This window comes from Marinoscillum sp. HNIBRBA16962 (assembly GCF_057801515.1).
This window is the reverse complement of record NZ_CM173603.1, coordinates 1,752,852-1,770,532: the sequence shown is the minus strand read 5'-3', so window position 1 is coordinate 1,770,532 and position 17,681 is coordinate 1,752,852. Positions and strand designations below refer to the sequence as shown.

12 protein-coding genes are annotated in these 17,681 nt (G+C 45.3%); 8 read left to right on the top strand and 4 right to left on the bottom strand.

What is annotated here, in order from left to right; translation table 11 throughout:
• Positions 1–476: 476 nt before the first annotated feature.
• The 4 genes from AC3E9V_RS07555 to AC3E9V_RS07540 all read left to right on the top strand — a co-directional run bounded on the left by AC3E9V_RS07555 (position 477) and on the right by AC3E9V_RS07540 (position 2,445).
• Positions 477–1,154 carry a type IV toxin-antitoxin system AbiEi family antitoxin domain-containing protein gene (locus AC3E9V_RS07555; protein ID WP_488752583.1) on the top strand — a complete coding sequence of 226 codons (678 nt, stop codon included), beginning with the start codon at positions 477–479 and terminating at the stop codon, positions 1,152–1,154.
• A 25-nt stretch (positions 1,155–1,179) separates the two neighbouring features.
• Positions 1,180–1,989 carry a nucleotidyl transferase AbiEii/AbiGii toxin family protein gene (locus AC3E9V_RS07550; protein ID WP_488752582.1) on the top strand — a complete coding sequence of 270 codons (810 nt, stop codon included), beginning with the start codon at positions 1,180–1,182 and terminating at the stop codon, positions 1,987–1,989.
• A gap of 125 nt (positions 1,990–2,114) precedes the next feature.
• The gene (locus AC3E9V_RS07545; protein WP_488752581.1) at positions 2,115–2,261 is read left to right on the top strand and encodes a hypothetical protein; all 147 of its coding nucleotides are present in this window, start codon (positions 2,115–2,117) and stop codon (positions 2,259–2,261) included.
• A gap of 43 nt (positions 2,262–2,304) precedes the next feature.
• Entirely contained in the window at positions 2,305–2,445 is a 141-nt protein-coding gene (locus AC3E9V_RS07540) for a TraR/DksA C4-type zinc finger protein (RefSeq protein WP_488752580.1), read from the top strand.
• 52 nt (positions 2,446–2,497) lie between these two features.
• On the opposite strand, the gene AC3E9V_RS07535 is transcribed toward AC3E9V_RS07540, so the two are convergent.
• On the bottom strand, positions 2,498–4,027 hold the full coding sequence (locus AC3E9V_RS07535) for a SulP family inorganic anion transporter (RefSeq protein ID WP_488752579.1): 1,530 nt from the start codon (positions 4,025–4,027) through the stop codon (positions 2,498–2,500).
• Between the two features lie 686 nt (positions 4,028–4,713).
• On the opposite strand from AC3E9V_RS07535, the gene AC3E9V_RS07530 reads away from it, so the two are divergent.
• A complete protein-coding gene (locus AC3E9V_RS07530; protein ID WP_488752578.1) occupies positions 4,714–6,612 on the top strand; it encodes a glycoside hydrolase family 44 protein in 1,899 nt (632 codons plus the stop codon).
• Positions 6,613–6,616: 4 nt separating this feature from the next.
• Here AC3E9V_RS07530 and AC3E9V_RS07525 read toward each other — a convergent pair whose 3' ends face one another.
• The 3 genes from AC3E9V_RS07525 to AC3E9V_RS07515 form a co-directional block, all read right to left on the bottom strand.
• Positions 6,617–7,363, bottom strand: a complete 747-nt coding sequence (locus AC3E9V_RS07525) for a YebC/PmpR family DNA-binding transcriptional regulator (RefSeq protein WP_488752577.1) — start codon at positions 7,361–7,363, stop codon at positions 6,617–6,619.
• Between the two features lie 264 nt (positions 7,364–7,627).
• Complete coding sequence (locus tag AC3E9V_RS07520) at positions 7,628–8,434, bottom strand: DMT family transporter (RefSeq protein WP_488753654.1); 807 nt, start codon at positions 8,432–8,434, stop codon at positions 7,628–7,630.
• A gap of 26 nt (positions 8,435–8,460) precedes the next feature.
• Positions 8,461–9,117 (bottom strand): ABC transporter ATP-binding protein, encoded by a 657-nt coding sequence (locus AC3E9V_RS07515; RefSeq protein WP_488752576.1) that lies wholly within the window; start codon positions 9,115–9,117, stop codon positions 8,461–8,463.
• 217 nt (positions 9,118–9,334) lie between these two features.
• On the opposite strand from AC3E9V_RS07515, the gene sucC reads away from it, so the two are divergent.
• From sucC to AC3E9V_RS07500, 3 genes are all read left to right on the top strand, one after another.
• Positions 9,335–10,546 (top strand): ADP-forming succinate--CoA ligase subunit beta, encoded by a 1,212-nt coding sequence (gene sucC, locus AC3E9V_RS07510; protein ID WP_488752575.1) that lies wholly within the window; start codon positions 9,335–9,337, stop codon positions 10,544–10,546.
• 219 nt (positions 10,547–10,765) lie between these two features.
• A complete protein-coding gene (locus tag AC3E9V_RS07505) occupies positions 10,766–11,809 on the top strand; it encodes a PorP/SprF family type IX secretion system membrane protein (RefSeq protein WP_488752574.1) in 1,044 nt (347 codons plus the stop codon).
• Positions 11,806–17,604 carry a T9SS type B sorting domain-containing protein gene (locus AC3E9V_RS07500; RefSeq protein WP_488752573.1) on the top strand — a complete coding sequence of 1,933 codons (5,799 nt, stop codon included), beginning with the start codon at positions 11,806–11,808 and terminating at the stop codon, positions 17,602–17,604. Before AC3E9V_RS07505 ends, AC3E9V_RS07500 begins: the two co-directional genes overlap by 4 nt.
• The last annotated feature ends 77 nt before the right edge of the window (positions 17,605–17,681 follow it).

Sequence of the window (17,681 nt, the reverse complement as noted above, 5' to 3'; positions counted from 1 at the left end):
TGCCACCCCGACAAGAAAGCAAAAACCCGAAGGTCGAAACCTTCGGGTTTTTCATTTTTAAGATGGAGCCAAGCTTGCTTGAGTGAGCATTTAAAAATGAAAAACAGGGCTTTGAAAAAGCCGTGGTTTTTGCTTTCGGAATTTTCCGGGAACCAGGATCACCGAAGGTAATCCTGCCACCCCGCCTACCTGGTCGCGACAAGAGAGCAAAGCCCTGACGAGAATTCGTCAGAGCTTTTTTATTTTCCGAACTTTGATAGCTACTGGTAGCTGTGTTGGTTCCTTCTGCACGAAAACGATTAGTATTTTTATGCGTTTGATATCATTTTTCACTATATTTCGCATAAAATTACTAAAAAATGCAGAGTGTCGCTGATTTTGTGGGTAAATGTTTGTCGTATGAACAATACGCATTTTCCTGGGATGAACTAAAAGGTGAAGTATCTAAAACAGATGTGGCCTTACGGCACGAGATCGTGCGACTTTCCAGAAAGAAAGAGATTATTACGCTTCGGCAAGGGTTTTATTTAATTCTACCTCCACGTTACAAGCAGTACGGAAGACTTCCATTAGAACTTTATGTAGAGAGACTCTTTAGTTATATAGGAAAACCCTACTACATCGCATTTTTCTCAGCAGCGGCTTTTCATGGGGCAAGTCACCAACAGGTTCAGCAAAGTTATCTCATGACAAAAATCCCAAACATAAGAGATATAAAAAAGGGAAATAACTACCTGAGTATTTCAGCAACGAGCAATTGGCCAGAAAAGAATATTTTAAAAAGAAAGTCGGATGCAGGCTTGTTCAATATTTCATCTCCGGCTTTAACGGCCATTGATTTGATCCACTACCAATCCAAAATGGGTGGTCTGAATAGGATTCTCGCAATTCTTGAGGAGTTAGCTGAATCTATCGCTCCTGAGGATATAAACGATTTGCTTCAATGGTACCCACACATAAGCTCCATTCAAAGGCTAGGATTTCTCTTTCAAGAACTACAAACGGATCAAACCCTTTTGGGTCCATTGCAAGAGTATTTCAGTGACAAGAAGTTTTTCCCGGTATTGTTAAGTCCCAATAAAGATGAAAAGCCAGGCAAAGCGAATAACCCCTGGAAAGTAGATATGAATATTGAATTAGATAGTGATTTATGAAACTACGCAAAGCTTCGATCCATAAATGATTTCCAAACCGTACATAGCAAAATGGAAAGACCATGCTCCCTGGACTACCAACGAACAGGTAGAGCAAGACCTGATCATCTGTAGAACATTGGTAGCTCTTTTCTCTGATGAATTCCTTAGCGAAAACCTGGCTTTTCGTGGAGGTACTGCACTGCACAAACTCTATCTGAGTCCTGCACCCAGGTATTCAGAAGATATTGACCTGGTCCAGATCAAAGAAGGGCCAATCAAGCCTGTTTTGCAACGGATAGGTGAAGTCATCACTTTTTTTGAAGAAGATAGAGTGGTCAAACCAAAGGCAAACAACAATACACTCTTGTATCGTTTCAACTCAGAATATTCACCTGACATCCGATTGAGATTAAAGATTGAAATCAATTGTCGGGAACATTTCAATTTGCTCGGATGGAATTCATTTCCATTCTCTATGGAGAGCGAATGGTTTACCGGAAAATGCGACATTACCACCTATCACCTGGACGAGCTCCTGGGAACCAAGCTCCGGGCATTGTACCAACGCAAGAAAGGCAGAGATCTATTCGATCTCTACTATGCTGATCAACACGCAAAGCTTGATTATGACAGGATCATTCACTGCTACGATGAGTATATGAAGTTCGTGGTGAGCAGGCCCCCAACTCAAAAAGAATTTCTACTAAACATGGAGCTAAAGAAAAAGTCAGCACAGTTTTCAGGAGACATGAAAGGACTTCTTAACCCGAATATGAAATACAACCAGGCGGAGGCTTTTGAATGGTTAATTGAAAATTTTATTACAAGATTTAACTTAGTCTATGGAAACTAAAACTTGAATGCAAGCTGGAACTTAGACATACAATTGAAAAAACATGTGAGTATTCGTGAAAATTTGCTGAAGGTTCAGGTCAAAGTGCCGGAGACTTTTACACCCTTAAGGAAGTAGTCATTTTGATGGCCCATGCTGAAAAACTGCAGATCAAAGAGGCTATGGAGCAAAAAAGGGCTGATCTGACCAAACTTATAGCAGACCTGAAGGAAGCTACCAAACCTATGGGGCTGGATAACTCTATTGGCAGAATAAGCCGCATACATCAATAATAAGTCGATAAATGAGGCCGGACTAAGAAAAGCTGAAGAGGACTTGAAAGCTTTAACCCGCTGGATTGGTATCTATAATACTGAAAGATTTGGTAAATGCACCCGATGCGGAAATGAGATCAACGTAAACAGGCTGCTGTTGATGCCTGCCAGCACTCGTTGTATAAATTGTGCTGGGAAGTGAGTCTTTGTTCTCCATTATTCCGCTATTCCGCACCGGGTTGAAAAACTACATACTATATCTTGTCTGCCATTACTTTGTAGGTAGGATCTTCCAGTACATTTACATCAATAATCTCTTCCGCATTCTTGAGTAATTTTCTGCAATCCGGGCTCAGGTGTTTCAGATGAACCCTTTTCCCTACCTTCATATATCGCTCGGTAATCTTATTCAAGGCTTCAATAGCCGACATATCTACTACTCTGCTCTCATAGAAATCGATCACTACTTCATCCGGGTCGTTTATCACATCAAACTTTTCATTAAAAGCAGCTACCGAACCAAAGAATAAGGGGCCATATATCTCGTAGTGTTTAACTCCGTTTTCATCAACAGATTTCCGGGCCCGAATTCTTTTGGCATTGTCCCAGGCAAAAACCAGCGCCGATATAATTACTCCCACAATGACCGCTAAAGCCAGATTATGAAGAATGACTGTTACCAGGGTGACCAGCACCATCACCAGAATATCCGATTTAGGCATTTTATTGATAGTCCTGAGGCTGGCCCACTCAAAGGTACCGATTGCCACCATGATCATAAGCCCTGTAAGTGCGGCCATGGGCACTTTCTCGATCAGACCTGAACCAAACATGACGAATACTAAAAGCATAACGGACGCTACAATACCGGAAAGCCTGGCTCTTGCCCCGTTCGAAATATTGATGAGACTCTGACCAAGCATGGCACAACCTCCCATCCCGGAGAAGAACCCGGAAAATATGTTGGCGATACCCTGAGCCGCGGCTTCCTTATTGCCTCTTCCCCGGGTTTCAGTGATCTCATCGATGATGTTAAGGGTCAACAAACTTTCGATCAGACCTACACCGGCCACAATAACAGCGTATGGAAGGATGATCATAAACGTTTCCCAGCTTAGCGGAATGTTAGGAATGTGAAAGGGTGGGAAACTGCCTTTAATGGAGGCTATATCCCCTACCGTTCTGGTATCAATACCAAAACCTACCACAATACCAAAAACAGCAAGGATGGCTACTAATGAAGCGGGTATGGCTTTGCTGATTTTCGGAAGTCCCCATATTATAAACATCGTAAGCAGTACCAATCCCAGCAAAATGTACATCGGAGTTCCTGTCAGCCAGCTACCTTCGGCATCTTTAAACTGAGCGAGCTGTGAAGTGAAAATAATGATAGCCAGGCCGTTTACAAAACCAAAAATAGCCGGATGGGGTACAAGCCGCATAAGTTTACCCAACCTCAACAGCCCTGCTGCAAATTGAATAATACCAGCCAATATCACTGCTGCAAAAACATATTCTACACCATAGTCTTTGGCAAGTGATACAACAACCACAGCTACTGCTCCAGTTGCTCCGGAGATCATTCCAGGTCGGCCGCCAAGAATAGAGGTGACCAGCCCCATGACAAATGCTGCATACAAACCAGTTAGTGGCGAAAGCCCTGCAATCAACGCAAAGGCTACCGCTTCCGGCACCAATGCCAGAGCTACTGTCAACCCGGACAGCACTTCATTTTTATAATTAACTTTTTGACTGAAATCGAATAGTTCAAAATATTGCTTCATAGTAATTCAATTGCGCAAGCCCTTCACAATGGGAACACCTGCTTCTTATTAGTTTTTGATAGTAAGGAAAAGAAAAAGTCGATCACCTTCTATAGGTGAGGGAAGCTACTCAGGGTGGAGTAGAACCAGTAGTGATCGATATGTTTAAGCTATGCTCCATAAAAAAGAAGTCGCGAATTTGAGGTTTTTTATTCTTCTTTTCAAATAAGCCGCTTCAAAAATTTATTACATAACCTTAACCCATAAGGATTTCCATCCTTTCAGATTGTAAAACTTTACCCAAAGGACGTCATAAAAATATCAGGCATGGACAGTTAAGCAGCACGTGCTATGGTATATTGAACTAGTGTTGCGTCAAGCATAAATTGTCGGTATAGGTTCCCGCAGATTCCGAACCTTCGGAACCCAGATAAACGCAGAAATGCATTGAAAATCAGCGAAGATCAGCGTAATCTGCGGGAAATAAGAGAGTGTACACTACTAGATAGAATCAAAATCCCTGTTGAGTGATCCCATCTCCAAATGATCAGCTTTCAGCTTTTCACCTTCCATTTCCCAAAGTAACGTTTGATCGATCATAACTAACTGAAGACATTCTGCCACCTTATTCTAAACAAATCGGGAGTATTAATTTCAACTGTAAAGATGAAATTGCACTAATCATAACCATATTTCCATTAAGAAAAATGAAAGCTTCATTATCTATTCTACTTGTTACTTTCTCAATTTTACCGGCATGGTGCCAAAGTGTTAAGGTTTCCATTAATGCCTCATTGGACCAAAAGCCGGTATCGCCTTACCTCTATGGTAGAAATAATAACTTCTCCAATGTCTTTGGTACACCTACCCCTACTTCAGATATTCAATTATATAAAGAAGCGGGTTTGAAATTTGCCCGCGAAAACAACGGGAACAACGCTACAAAATACAATTGGAAAAGAAAGATCTCCAGCCACCCGGACTGGTACAATAATGTATATGATCATGACTGGGATTATGCATGCGAATCCATTGAAGCAAACATGCCCGGAGTGCAGGTAATGTGGGCATTCCAGCTAATTGGTAAAGTAGCAGCCAACAAAGACCACAACTTCAATGATTGGGGATACAACCAGTCGCAATGGTGGGATGGCGTAGGGCAAAACCTTGCAGGTGGTGGCCAGGTAAACCCGGAAGGGGGACACGATGCTTTAGTAGAAGGCGACCCGGACCAGTATCTGATGGACTGGCCGGCAGACTCCACCACTGCCATACTGGACCATTGGTTTGGACCGGAAGGATTAGGATTTGATCGGGATGGGTTTCTGTATTGGAGTATGGATAATGAGCCGGAAATATGGAATGGCACCCACGATGACGTGATGCCTCAACAGCTGTCTGCAGATGAATTTATGAATAAATACTTTGAGGTAGCAAAACTGGCTCGTGAAAAATTTCCGGAGATCAGGCTGGCAGGCCCCGTACCAGCCAATGAGTGGCAGTGGTACAAATGGGCAGATGAAACCCTGCAGATAAATGGAGAGTACTATTGCTGGCTGGAGTATTTTATCAAACGGGTAGCGGATGAGCAGAAAGCATCCGGCGTTCGTCTGCTCGATGTTTTGGATATCCACTGGTATCCCTCAGAGTCAGCTGATGCAGAGATTGTCCAGTCTCATCGCATCTTTTATGATGAGGATTATGAATACCCAGGTGCTAATGGCATCAGAACCATAAACGGAGGCTGGGACACCTCGCAGAAAAAAGAATATATTTTCAAACGGATCGAAGACTGGCTGGATGAGCATCTTGGAACGGACCATGGGGTTACTTTAAGTCTTAGTGAATTCGGTTCCAATACTTCTGACCCCAACGTCAATTCGGTCCTTTATGCATCCATGCTGGGTACCTTTGCTAACCACGAAGTAGAAATATTTACACCCTGGACATGGAAGCCAGGCATGTGGGAAACGCTTCACCTGTTTAGCCGGTATGCGAAAGATACAAGCGTTCGATCTACCAGCAGCCTTGAAAATAGTGTTTCAGCTTATAGCACTATAAGCAATAGCACGGATTCCATGACAGTTATTCTGGTCAACCGTGATCTGAATTCTGCACACGATGTTTCAGTTAACCTTACCGGATATGCGGTTTCTTCGGGTAGCTATGATGCACTCGAGCTTTCATCTTTGCCCGACTCGGAAACATTCAACTCACACAACGATAATGCTCTGAAAAATCGCACCGTAAGCGTTTCAGGCAATTCCTTTGAGATATCTGTTCCACCCCTGTCAGTGACAGCAGTGCTCTTAAAAGGTCAGGCCTCTGATGTGCCGCTAAAAGCGAGTACCCTTAAAGATTCGCCACTGGTCAACCTATATCCCAACCCTGCAAAAAGCAGCTTTACACTGGATTTTGAGTCCACTGCTCTGTCGCCTTCTGAAGTAATCATCTATAATGAGTCCGGGAAAAAATGTGCTAACTATCTGTGGCAGGCGAGGTCTCCCATCACCCTGGATATTGACGGACTTAAGCCGGGAGTTTACTTTGTAGAAGTAAAAAATGATCAGTTTGCAGCTAAGAAGAAGTTCATAATCGAAAGATAGTGAATTACACCAGCTCCAATTGTTCATCCTTAATCTCCAGGTTGTGAAAGACTTTTTGGACGTCATCCTCATCCTCAAATGTCTCAATGACTTTCATTACAGAAATGAAATCCGGGTCGGATAATGCTACTGTAGTGGTTGGGATTCTGTGTAGTTCTGTACGCTCTGCTTCAAGCTCCAGCTCATTGACTTTTGTCTGCATGTTACCAAAGTCTTCCATAGCACAAGTCACATGGATGTATCCATCAGCAAACTCCACCTCCTCTGCTCCCCCGTCGATCAGCTCCAGCATCAAAGCATCTTCAGGCTCCATGCTTTCTGGTTGCCGGATCTCAAACACACCTTTTCGCTCAAACAGGTAGTCTACCGAACCATTCACCCCAAGGCTTCCTCCATTTTTGGTGAAGATGTTCCTGACAGATGAAACAGTCCTGTTTTGATTGTCTGTGAGGCATTCCAGAAAGATGGCCACACCATGAGGGGCATACCCTTCGTAAGTGATCTCCTGGTAATCATCTGCATCTGCCCCGCTCCCCTTTTTTATAGCCCGCTCAATATTGTCCTTGGGCATATTATGCCCTTTGGCATTTTGAATCGCCAGTCGCAACCGGGGATTTCCTTCAGGATCAGCACCACCTTCCCTGGCAGCTACCGAAATCTCACGTATCAGTTTAGTGAAAATTTTGCCGCGCTTAGCATCCTGAGCTCCTTTTCTCCTTTTGATATTTGCCCATTTACTATGTCCAGCCATGAATAAAGTTTTTAGTTCACTCTCACTATTCCTGCCTAATCAAGTTCTGTTGCATAATCACCACCAACTCACCAACCAACTAATCACTAATTAACCAATCACCAATCCACTAATCACCAATTCACGAATCCACAATCACTAATCACCAACTCACTAATCCACAATCACCAATTCACCAATTCACCAATCCACTAATCACCAATTCACCAATAACTAATCACTAATCACTAATCACTAATAAACCAACTCACCAAACCCCTACACTCATTTTTTAAAAATCACATTTGCTATGACCCCTAACAAAACCAGCCCCATCCCCAGATAAGTCATAAAGTTAAAAGTCTCATCAAAAAGAAGCCATCCAAATCCCAACGCATAAACGATCCCAATATAATTAAGAATGGAAACCTTGGACAGCTCCTCCGCCTGATATGATTTAGTCATGAAAAACTGTGCTATTTGAGTACATAATCCTACGGCTAAAAGCACCAGCCAATCCCATCCCTGTGGCTGCACCCACACCAGGGCCGACCACACTCCGGCAATAGGCATCATCACCAGCGGAAAGTAAAATATGATCACCAGCGGATGCTCAGAGGTCTTCAGCATGCGAATGAAATTATAAGCCAACCCCATAAAAACCGAAGCTCCGACACCCATAACCAGGTGCCAGACCGAAATTCGAGGATCAAATCCCTGTACCACAATCACCCCGGCAAAGCTTACCGCAAAAAACAGCCACTGAATGGACTTTACTGGTTCCTTTACCAAAAATATCCCCAGAATCGCCGTAAAAATGGGAGCTAGATATTGCAAAGTAGAGGCTGTAGCTAAAGGGATCTGCTGTAGCAGGCTAAAATAGGTAATGAGCGCAATGGCCCCTACGGTCCCCCTCAGGACCAAAATGGTCTTGTTGTTACCCCAGACACTCACTTTCTGCCTGGTGAGATAAAATACACTGATGACCAAAGAAATAACGGAGCGGAAAAGAATGATTTCAATTGCGGGGATATGAGGAATCAGCTTAACACATACTTTCATCAGTGTGAAAGTGAATGTGGCCAAAAGCATAAATTTTACGCCATCCGAGATCCGCATCAGGAATCTACAATTACTCCATCTACAATCTCCAGCTTACGGTCAGCCATATCAGCCAGTTCTATGTTATGAGTAACGACTACAAATGTTTGGTTGAGCTCTTTCCTCAGCTCAAAAAAGAGCTGGTGAAGCTCATCTGCGTTTTTTGAATCCAGATTGCCACTCGGCTCATCTGCAAAAACAATGGAAGGATCATTGATCAATGCACGGGCCACCGAAACCCGCTGCTGTTCTCCTCCTGATAATTCCGCGGGCTTATGGTCACTTCGCTCCAGCAGTCCCAGCATTTTTAAAAGCTGTTTTGCCCTTTCTTTGACACCCCCGGACGGACGCCCGCCAATCAGCCCCGGAATCATAACATTTTCCAGTGCGGTAAACTCCGGCAAAAGATTATGAAATTGGAAAATAAAGCCGATCTCTTTATTTCTGAAAGCAGCAAGTTTCTGCTGACCAAGCCTGAATACCTCAATATTATTCAACAGTACTTGCCCGGAGTCCGGAGTATCCAGGCTCCCAAGAATATGCAAAAGTGTACTTTTACCAGCACCCGAAGCTCCAACTATGGACACAATCTCCGCCTCTCTTATATGCAGCTCTATGCCTTTGAGAACAGGGAGCTTTCCATACGCTTTAAACAGACCTTCGGCTTTTAACATGCCGCAAATATAAAAGGGTTATTAAGATCTTGGTTCTCATATCCTGTTTTTAACAATATCATATTCCTCATCATACCAACTCCCAAAAGGGTTGATCCGGAACCTCTTAAATAAATTTTTAAATCCAGTTACAGAATCTAAAAACCAAGAACTAATTATCTGTTTCGGTTGAATAAACGTCCGGTTTGACGTAGATTCGCACCAAAAAATTAATGGCATGAACATCCACGAATATCAAGCTAAGCAAATTTTAAAAAGCTACGGAGTAACCATTCAGGAAGGAATAGTAGCGGATACACCCGAAAAAGCTGTGGAAGCAGCAAAAGAGCTAAACCGGGAAACAGGCACCTCATGGTATGTGATCAAAGCACAGATCCATGCCGGAGGTCGTGGAAAGGGAAAGGTCAATGAAACAGGCTCTAATGGTGTAGTCTTAGCTAAGAGTCTGGATGAAGTCAAGCCAAAAGCAGAGGCCATTCTGGGAGGTACTTTGGTAACTCACCAAACCGGGCCCGAAGGGAAAAAAGTCAATAAAGTTCTGATTGCTCAGGATGTATATTATCCCGGTAATTCTGAACCAAAGGAATACTACTTATCAATTCTTTTAGACAGAGCTCGTGGATGCAATGTCATCATGGCGTCTACAGAAGGTGGAATGGACATTGAAACCGTAGCAGAAGAAACTCCTGAGAAAATCGTTAAAGAATGGATTGATCCTGCTGTAGGCCTTCAGGGATTCCAGGCCAGAAAAGTAGCTTTCGCCCTCGGACTGGAGGGTCAGGCCTTTAAAGAAATGGTGAAATTTATTTTTGCTCTTTACAAAGCCTATGAAGCTACCGACTCCTCTCAGTTTGAGATCAACCCTGTGTTAAAAACCTCTGACGATAAAATTCTTGCAGTAGACGCCAAAGTAAATCTTGACGACAATGCGCTTTTCCGTCACAAAGACATTGCAGAAATGCGCGACCTGTCAGAGGAAGATCCGTTGGAAGTAGAAGCCGGAAGAAACGGTCTTAATTATGTGAAACTGGACGGGAATGTAGGCTGTATGGTGAATGGAGCCGGTCTGGCAATGGCTACTATGGATATCATCAAACTCTCAGGAGGTGAGCCGGCAAACTTCCTGGATGTAGGCGGTGGAGCAAACGCCCAAACGGTGGAAGCTGGTTTCAGGATCATCCTGAAAGACCCGAATGTAAAAGCGATCCTCATCAATATTTTCGGAGGTATCGTTCGTTGTGACCGTGTGGCAAATGGTGTGGTAGAAGCTTACAAAAACATTGGGGAGATCAATGTACCGATCATAGTACGACTACAGGGAACCAATGCCGAAGAAGGAGCTAAGATCATTGAAGAGTCCGGGCTCAAAGTAACCTCAGCCATCGTATTGAAAGATGCCGCTGAGAAAGTAAAGGCAGTTCTTGGCTGACAAAATAATTCAGGCACGAGATAAAAGCCCTTGCTGCATTGACAGTGAGGGCTTTTTCTTGTAAAAGCACACAGAAATACTCCATTCTGTGCACAAATACAGGCCTGATTTAGGTAAAAAGACTAACCTGAATAGGTAATACCCGCATTTCCGTAAATACGATTTATACTGATTTATTGGAGGTGGTAACATGGTATTTTTGAGTAAAGACCTTTTACTATGCCTCCTGTCAACAAAACCCGGAAACCGACTACAGTGCTTTTGAGGCTGGTAAGTATTGCTACCTTCCTGGTGAGTATCACCACCACCTTTGCACAAGCCCCGCAATTCTCCCAGTTTTATAATGCCCCTTTATACCTCAATCCGGGATTTGCAGGCCTCACCCCTGCCGGAAGAGCCGGTATCAACTACCGGATACAAGGTAAAGACCTGGCCTCAAAGTACGTCACTTCTTCCCTCTATTTCGATTACAACCTTACAGATTTCAACATAAGTACAGGCATGCTGCTAGTCTCAGACCGGGAAGAGTACAGTGGCTATAGAGCCCAGTCAGCAGCGGTACCCATCAGCTACCTGTTTCAGATTACCCCATCTCTGGCTATCAAACCAGCCATTGAAGCCTCCTATACCAGCAGAAGAGCAGACTTCTCAGAACTACTGTTTGGTGACCAACTGGACCCCTCCGGAAATTATACCGGAGGAAGCCTGGAAACACTGACCAATGACCTGAAAGTACAGTTTTTCAATGTAGCAATTGGAGTAGTCTCCTACACCGACAAAGTCTGGGCGGGGTTTGCGGTTCACCAGCTCATAGATCAAAACACCTCCTTTATTGACGGAGGCAACAGCCATACTACCAAAAGATACACCATACATGGAGGCATAAAACTTGGCAGCAACTACCGGCACAGAGCAGATAAATCAGGGGTATTTATGCCTACATTCAACTTTATCCATCAGGGAAAATTCAACCAACTGGATGTGGGAGTCTACGGTCTGATAGATCCCGTCACATTTGGTCTTACCTATAGAGGAGTCCCTGTGACAGGTAAAGACCAGCAAGCCCTCAGCGCATTGATCGGCATGAACATGTACAATCTCAGCTTCGGGTACAGCTTTGACTTTGTTCTCAACCGGGAGCTGCAAACCGGTGGCATCCACGAACTTTCGCTCAGCATAACCTTTGACTGGAGAAATCCCAAAAATCCTCCCAGGTCTGCTAAAAGACTCAAGTGTCCGGCATTTCTAACCTCTAAGCCATGAAAAAGATAGGGATCTACATGCTCTTTGTAGCATTAAGTAGTGGTGTCCGTGCCCAGGGGTTTAATGTACTACTGGAAAGCACACCCGTCACCTGTAAAGGAGCCAATGATGGCTCCATTGAACTGACCGTAGTAGGCTCAGGAACCAATTTTACCTATGAATGGACCGGCCCCAATGGATTCACTTCTACAGACAAAGACCCAAATGACCTGGAAGCAGGCAACTATGAGGTAGAAGTGACACGGGTAGACGATGGAAATACAGACCTCGCAGAAATTGATATCACGGAAGCAGACAACCCCCTAGTTCTTTCCCTAAATACTGACGAAACAAAAGATGCTACCTGCCATGGTGAAGCTACAGGGATCATAAAAGCATCCACCTCCGGAGGAAGCGATCCTATAAGCTTCAGCATTCGCGAAAGCGATGGAGGCATACCAGGAAAAGATGATTTCCCAACTTTTGAATCCAATGACGGCCTGTTTGATCAGCTTCTGCCGGGATGGTATGACATAGCAGCCCTCGACGACCATGGATGCTTTCAGTATATCGACTCTGTGGAGATCGGGCAACCTCTCGCATTAGTAGTGTCAGATGTAGAATCCACCAATATCACTTGCAAATATGCGGATGACGGAACCATAGAGATCACAGGAACGGGTGGCACCCCAGGCTACCAATACTCCATTAACGGCAACTCACCAGAACAATTCCAAACCAATTCTTTGTTTGAAAACCTGGCCGCCGGATCGTATGACATCTGGGTACAAGATACTGTCGGCTGCACAGCAGATGGTGGCACCATCGAGATCACCCAGCCCGAAACCATCTTTGGGATCAGTAAAGTGGACGTGACTGATGTGACCTGCTATAATGAAAACAATGGCTCCGCCACCCTGATCTACACAAGCGGCACAGACCCTGAGCACCCCATAAACTCCATCAAGTGGTACGATAGCCTGAATAACGTAATCAATGAAGATACCGAAACCAGCGCCGGGCTCTCTGCCGGAAGGTATCATATAAAGGTATCAGACATTTATGGCTGTAGCAAGAGTGATTCATTTGAAGTATTGGAGCCCTCCTCCACCCTCGGCCTTTCCCTGGACCCCGATGAAACGTCCAACATATCCTGCTCAGGTAATGATTCAGGTAAGATCAAAGTCACCTCCAGTGGAGGCGAAACCCCATACCTCTACGCCATCAGATTCAATGACAGCACTACCCCCGATGAAGCTGATTTTACAGACTTTACTTCTAACGACGGCTTATTTACAGGACTGTTTGCCAATAGATATGACATTGCAGTGAGGGATAGCTATGGTTGTGTCCGCTTCGTAGAGGACGTGACACTGACAGAGCCCAGCCCGCTCATCGTCAATTACACCCGGACTTTTACTACCTGCGACAGCATAGCTGATGCCTATATCAATGTGTCCTCCATCACTGGTGGCACGGGTCCCTACCAGACAGAATGGACCAATGAAGATGGCATGACCATCTCCGCTGCACAGAGTATTTACAACCTGTCGGCAGGAACCTATGTACTCAGAGTAATTGACAGCCAATCCTGTGAAAGCAGCTTTCCCTTTACCATAGAAGCCGGCTTCACTGTGGAGCTCACCACCATAGATGTGACGTGTAAAGACCTGGAAGACGGACGAGCCGAGCTCTCCATCGGATTAGACGGAGAAAGGTCACAGGAGCCTCTGCAGATCAAGTGGAAAAATGATCAGTCACAGAGCATCAATGAATACGAAGACAGCCTGTACATCGAAAACCTGGGGCCTGGTAGCTATTCGGTTGAAATCACCGATGCATTTGGATGCAGCAAGACCAACTCCTTTAACATCGAAGAACCGCTGGAATTTCTAACAATAGATTCCGTCACCACCACAGATGTTATATGCAAAAACGAGAGTACCGGGGAAATTTCATTTTATGTCTCCGGGGGCACATCCAACTATTCATATTCCATAAACGGTGGAGCTTCCTTCTCCCCTTATGCCACTTTCTCCAACCTGACTGCCGGCATATACGATGCATGGGTCATGGACAGAAATGGCTGTACTACAGACGCTGGTACCGCCACAATCAGCGAACCTCCCACACTGTTTGACATAGATCACATCGAAGTGACGGATGTGACCTGCTCCCAGGCCACAGACGGACAAGCCACGGTGATTTACACAGCCGATACAGATCCGGCACACCCCATCAATTCCATTAAATGGTATAATGACAAAGACAGCCTGATCAGCACAGGAAACAACACCCTGGAAAAGCTGGAAGGTGGAGCATATTATGTAGAAATAGGTGACGAATACGGATGTATACGATCCACTACTTTTGGGATTTACGAACCCCTGGAAATCAACCTCCTCTCACAGCTAAAAGAAATCCCCTGCTGGGATTCAGGAACAGGACTCATCACCATAACACCGCAGGGAGGAAATGGTGGATACAGTTTCAGCTGGTTTAAAGGAACCACCCCGCAAACCTCTGACGCTGACACCCTGGCAATTATGGAAATGGGCCAGTATACCGTAAAAGTGACCGACTCAGTCGGTTGTTTTAAGACCAAAACGTTCGATATACAAGTACCGGACCCTATCGAAATCACATTTGAGCAAACAAACGTAGCATGTAAAGACGGAGCATCGGGAGCTATTGACGCGCAAGTAACAGGTGGCACTCCACCTTACCGGTATTCATGGGAAAAAGATGGAGCCTCCTGGAAGAGTGTCCTGGACCTGGACGACCTGGAAGCTGCATCGTATAAACTGACCGTACTGGATGACAATGATTGCCAGCGGACTGTGACGGTTGACATTACCGAACCAGCTACAGCATTTGAGATCAACAGTTCCGTTCAGCATGTCACTTGTAGTGGGTATGGCGATGGAACTATCACCATCACTATCGTACCTGAACCGGGGCATCCGGATACCGGATACCAGTACTCCTGGCAGAAAGATGGCGCACCTTTTCTGGACAATACAAAAAACCTGTCTGACCTGAATGAAGGCCAGTACACCATCGATGTAACAGATACTTACGGATGTACCAGGTCCAGCACCATCACCGTAGAAGAAAAAGTGGCCATCAATCTAAATGCGAAACAAACAAACAACACCTGCCCGAATGAAAATACCGGCAGGATTACCATAGACCCATCCGGGGGAACCGGATACTACACGGTACAATGGTACAAGAACATTGACCCGATACCTGGCGAGACCGGAGATACCCTTTCAAAACTGGAAGCCGGACTGTACAAAGTATCCCTGTCAGATGACTTTGGATGCAATGTGACCAAAGAATTTGAGATCAGCACACCAGCACCCATCACGGTCACCCACTCCATCCAAAATATCGCTTGCCAGGGCTCAGCAGATGGAAAAATCTTCCTGGACATCTCAGGAGGCACTGCCCCCTACTCCATCCTCTGGACCAAAAACGACACCTTCTACACATCAGGAAGCTCCACGATTTCCTCACTAGACACCGGAAGTTATACAGTAACCATCCAGGATACCAACAGCTGTACACCGTACACCAACACATACACCATCACCATGCCCGAGACAACCTTTGAACTGGGTGGAATCGTGGAAAATATCAGCTGTCATAGCCTGTATGATGGAAAGATCTCCCTGTTAATCAACGATTCACCCGGGCATTCAGCCACATATGACATCCAATGGACAAAGAATGGAGCCCATTTTATGTCCGGAACATCCGAGTTGGAAAAATTAGGTCCCGGTACTTACACTGCAACAGTAACCGATCAGTATACCTGCACCAAAAGTATCGAATTTGAGTTGAGCGATCCTGACCCGATCCATTTCCTTCCCGAAATCACCCCCATCACCTGCGTGGACGCATCTAATGGAGTCATCCTGCTGGAACCCACAGGAGGTTATGGAGAATTTTCTGCCATCTGGTTTAAAAACGGACAGCAGATCACCTCCGGCATGCAGGCTACAGGACTGGATGAGGGCACTTATACGGTGACACTCACAGATGCAGGAGGCTGTACGCAAGATTCCGCAATCTACCTGACAGACCCTATACCGATCCAGCTCACAGAAACTGTCAGTCCCGTATCCTGCCAGGGAGGAAACGACGGCACCATCCAGCTGGCAGTAACAAACGGCACTGCCCCCTACACGTTCAGATGGACCCAAAGTGGTACGTTAGTCAGTGAAAACCAAAACATTGCCGACCTGTCATCGGGCACCTATGACATCCTGGTGCTAGACGCAAACCAGTGTGAAAGCACCCACTCATTTACAGTACCCCAACCAGCCACTACCTTCAGTCTCTCAGGAGAGGTCACACCTGTAACCTGCAGTGGAGAAACCACCGGAAGCATTGACCTTGTGATAGAAGCACCCGGGCATCCGGATGATTATTCTATTGTCTGGTCTAAAGACAGCAGCTTTTTTGCACAAAACACAGAAGACCTGATCGGACTGGAGGCTGGCGCTTATACCACCACCATACGAGATATCAACGGTTGCATAAAATCAAGTGATTTTACTCTTGTAGATCCGGATCCTATAGATGTCACCGAAACAGTCAATCACCTATCCTGCTATAATTCAGGAGATGGCAGCATCAGCCTCTCTGTAGTAGGAGGTTATGGAGGTTATAGTTTTTCCTGGGAGAAAAACGGAGATCCAGCCAGACGGCAAAGCTCTTACCTTAGCAACCTGGACGGTGGCATTTACACTGTACAGATCCTTGATGAAGAAGGCTGCCTTTCCAGCCAGAGCTATGAAGTCAGGCAACCCTCCGAAATAGCAGTCAGCTATGACTACCAAAGCAACAGCTGCTATGAAGACCGGGACTCTGAGATCACCGTCAGTGTCACAGGAGGCACAGCCCCTTACCACTACGAATGGAAAAAAGACAACATCCTGTACAGCACCGAACAAGATCTGCATGGACTGGAAGAAGCCAACTACTCGCTCACGGTATCGGATACAAACCTGTGCTCCTCAGAAACCATTGAAGTGGCCATCGAAACGCCTGAGCCTCTGATGATCAGCATCACAAACCTGGTACAACCCAAATGCCCCGATACGGAAAACGGTGAACTCTCTTTTGAAGCCACAGGAGGATCAGGAGATTACGAGTACACTTTCGGAGAACAAGACAATTATTCAAACTACCAGACCAGACTGGTGCCCGGAGCCTACCCTCTCAGTGTAAAAGACAAAAATGGGTGCCAATACGATACCCTGGTGACCCTGGATCCCGTTTATAATATCATTGCAGATTTCAATATCAGCGCCGAGTACCTTTACCAGGACTTCCCGATCACCTTTGTAGATCATACTACAGGAGAAGGTCTGGCTTCCTGGCTTTGGGATTTTGGAGATCAGCGCTCCTCCTCTGAGCAAACCCCGGCTATCACTTATGAGAGCGAGGGAGTTTACACCGTGGAACTACTGGTAGAAAACGAACAAGGATGTAAATCTTCAAAAAGTAAAGAGATCCTGATCGAGCAAGGGTACAACTTTGTAGTTCCCCATGCCTTCACTCCCAATGGTGACGGACTCAATGACCACTTTAGCCCCGCTTTCGAAAATATAGACGCCCTGAAAATGATGATCATGGACCGGAATCACCGGTTGGTGTACCAGAGCAATGAACTTTCCGCCTCATGGGATGGAAAATACCAGGGCTACCCACTCCCGGATGGCCCCTATTATTATGAGATGCTATTTACCGCCGAATCAGGAGTCTCCAGAACTGCAAAAGGAAAAATACTGATCATCCGGTAACAGGTCGGCAATACAAAGGTTCCTGTAAAAATATCAAAACACTGAGCTCAGCAGAAATCTGAATATAAAAAAAGCGA

What these genes read in the sequence shown, in the direction of transcription:
- AC3E9V_RS07550 (WP_488752582.1), top strand. Translation starts at nt 1,180, where the DNA reads ATGATTTCCAAACCGTACATAGCAAAATGGAAAGACCATGCTCCCTGG.
- AC3E9V_RS07545 (WP_488752581.1), top strand. Translation starts at nt 2,115, where the DNA reads ATGGCCCATGCTGAAAAACTGCAGATCAAAGAGGCTATGGAGCAAAAA.
- AC3E9V_RS07535 (WP_488752579.1), bottom strand. Translation starts at nt 4,027, where the DNA reads ATGAAGCAATATTTTGAACTATTCGATTTCAGTCAAAAAGTTAATTAT.
- AC3E9V_RS07530 (WP_488752578.1), top strand. Translation starts at nt 4,714, where the DNA reads ATGAAAGCTTCATTATCTATTCTACTTGTTACTTTCTCAATTTTACCG.
- AC3E9V_RS07525 (WP_488752577.1), bottom strand. Translation starts at nt 7,363, where the DNA reads ATGGCTGGACATAGTAAATGGGCAAATATCAAAAGGAGAAAAGGAGCT.
- AC3E9V_RS07520 (WP_488753654.1), bottom strand. Translation starts at nt 8,434, where the DNA reads ATGCTTTTGGCCACATTCACTTTCACACTGATGAAAGTATGTGTTAAG.
- AC3E9V_RS07515 (WP_488752576.1), bottom strand. Translation starts at nt 9,117, where the DNA reads ATGTTAAAAGCCGAAGGTCTGTTTAAAGCGTATGGAAAGCTCCCTGTT.
- sucC (WP_488752575.1), top strand. Translation starts at nt 9,335, where the DNA reads ATGAACATCCACGAATATCAAGCTAAGCAAATTTTAAAAAGCTACGGA.
- AC3E9V_RS07505 (WP_488752574.1), top strand. Translation starts at nt 10,766, where the DNA reads ATGCCTCCTGTCAACAAAACCCGGAAACCGACTACAGTGCTTTTGAGG.
- AC3E9V_RS07500 (WP_488752573.1), top strand. Translation starts at nt 11,806, where the DNA reads ATGAAAAAGATAGGGATCTACATGCTCTTTGTAGCATTAAGTAGTGGT.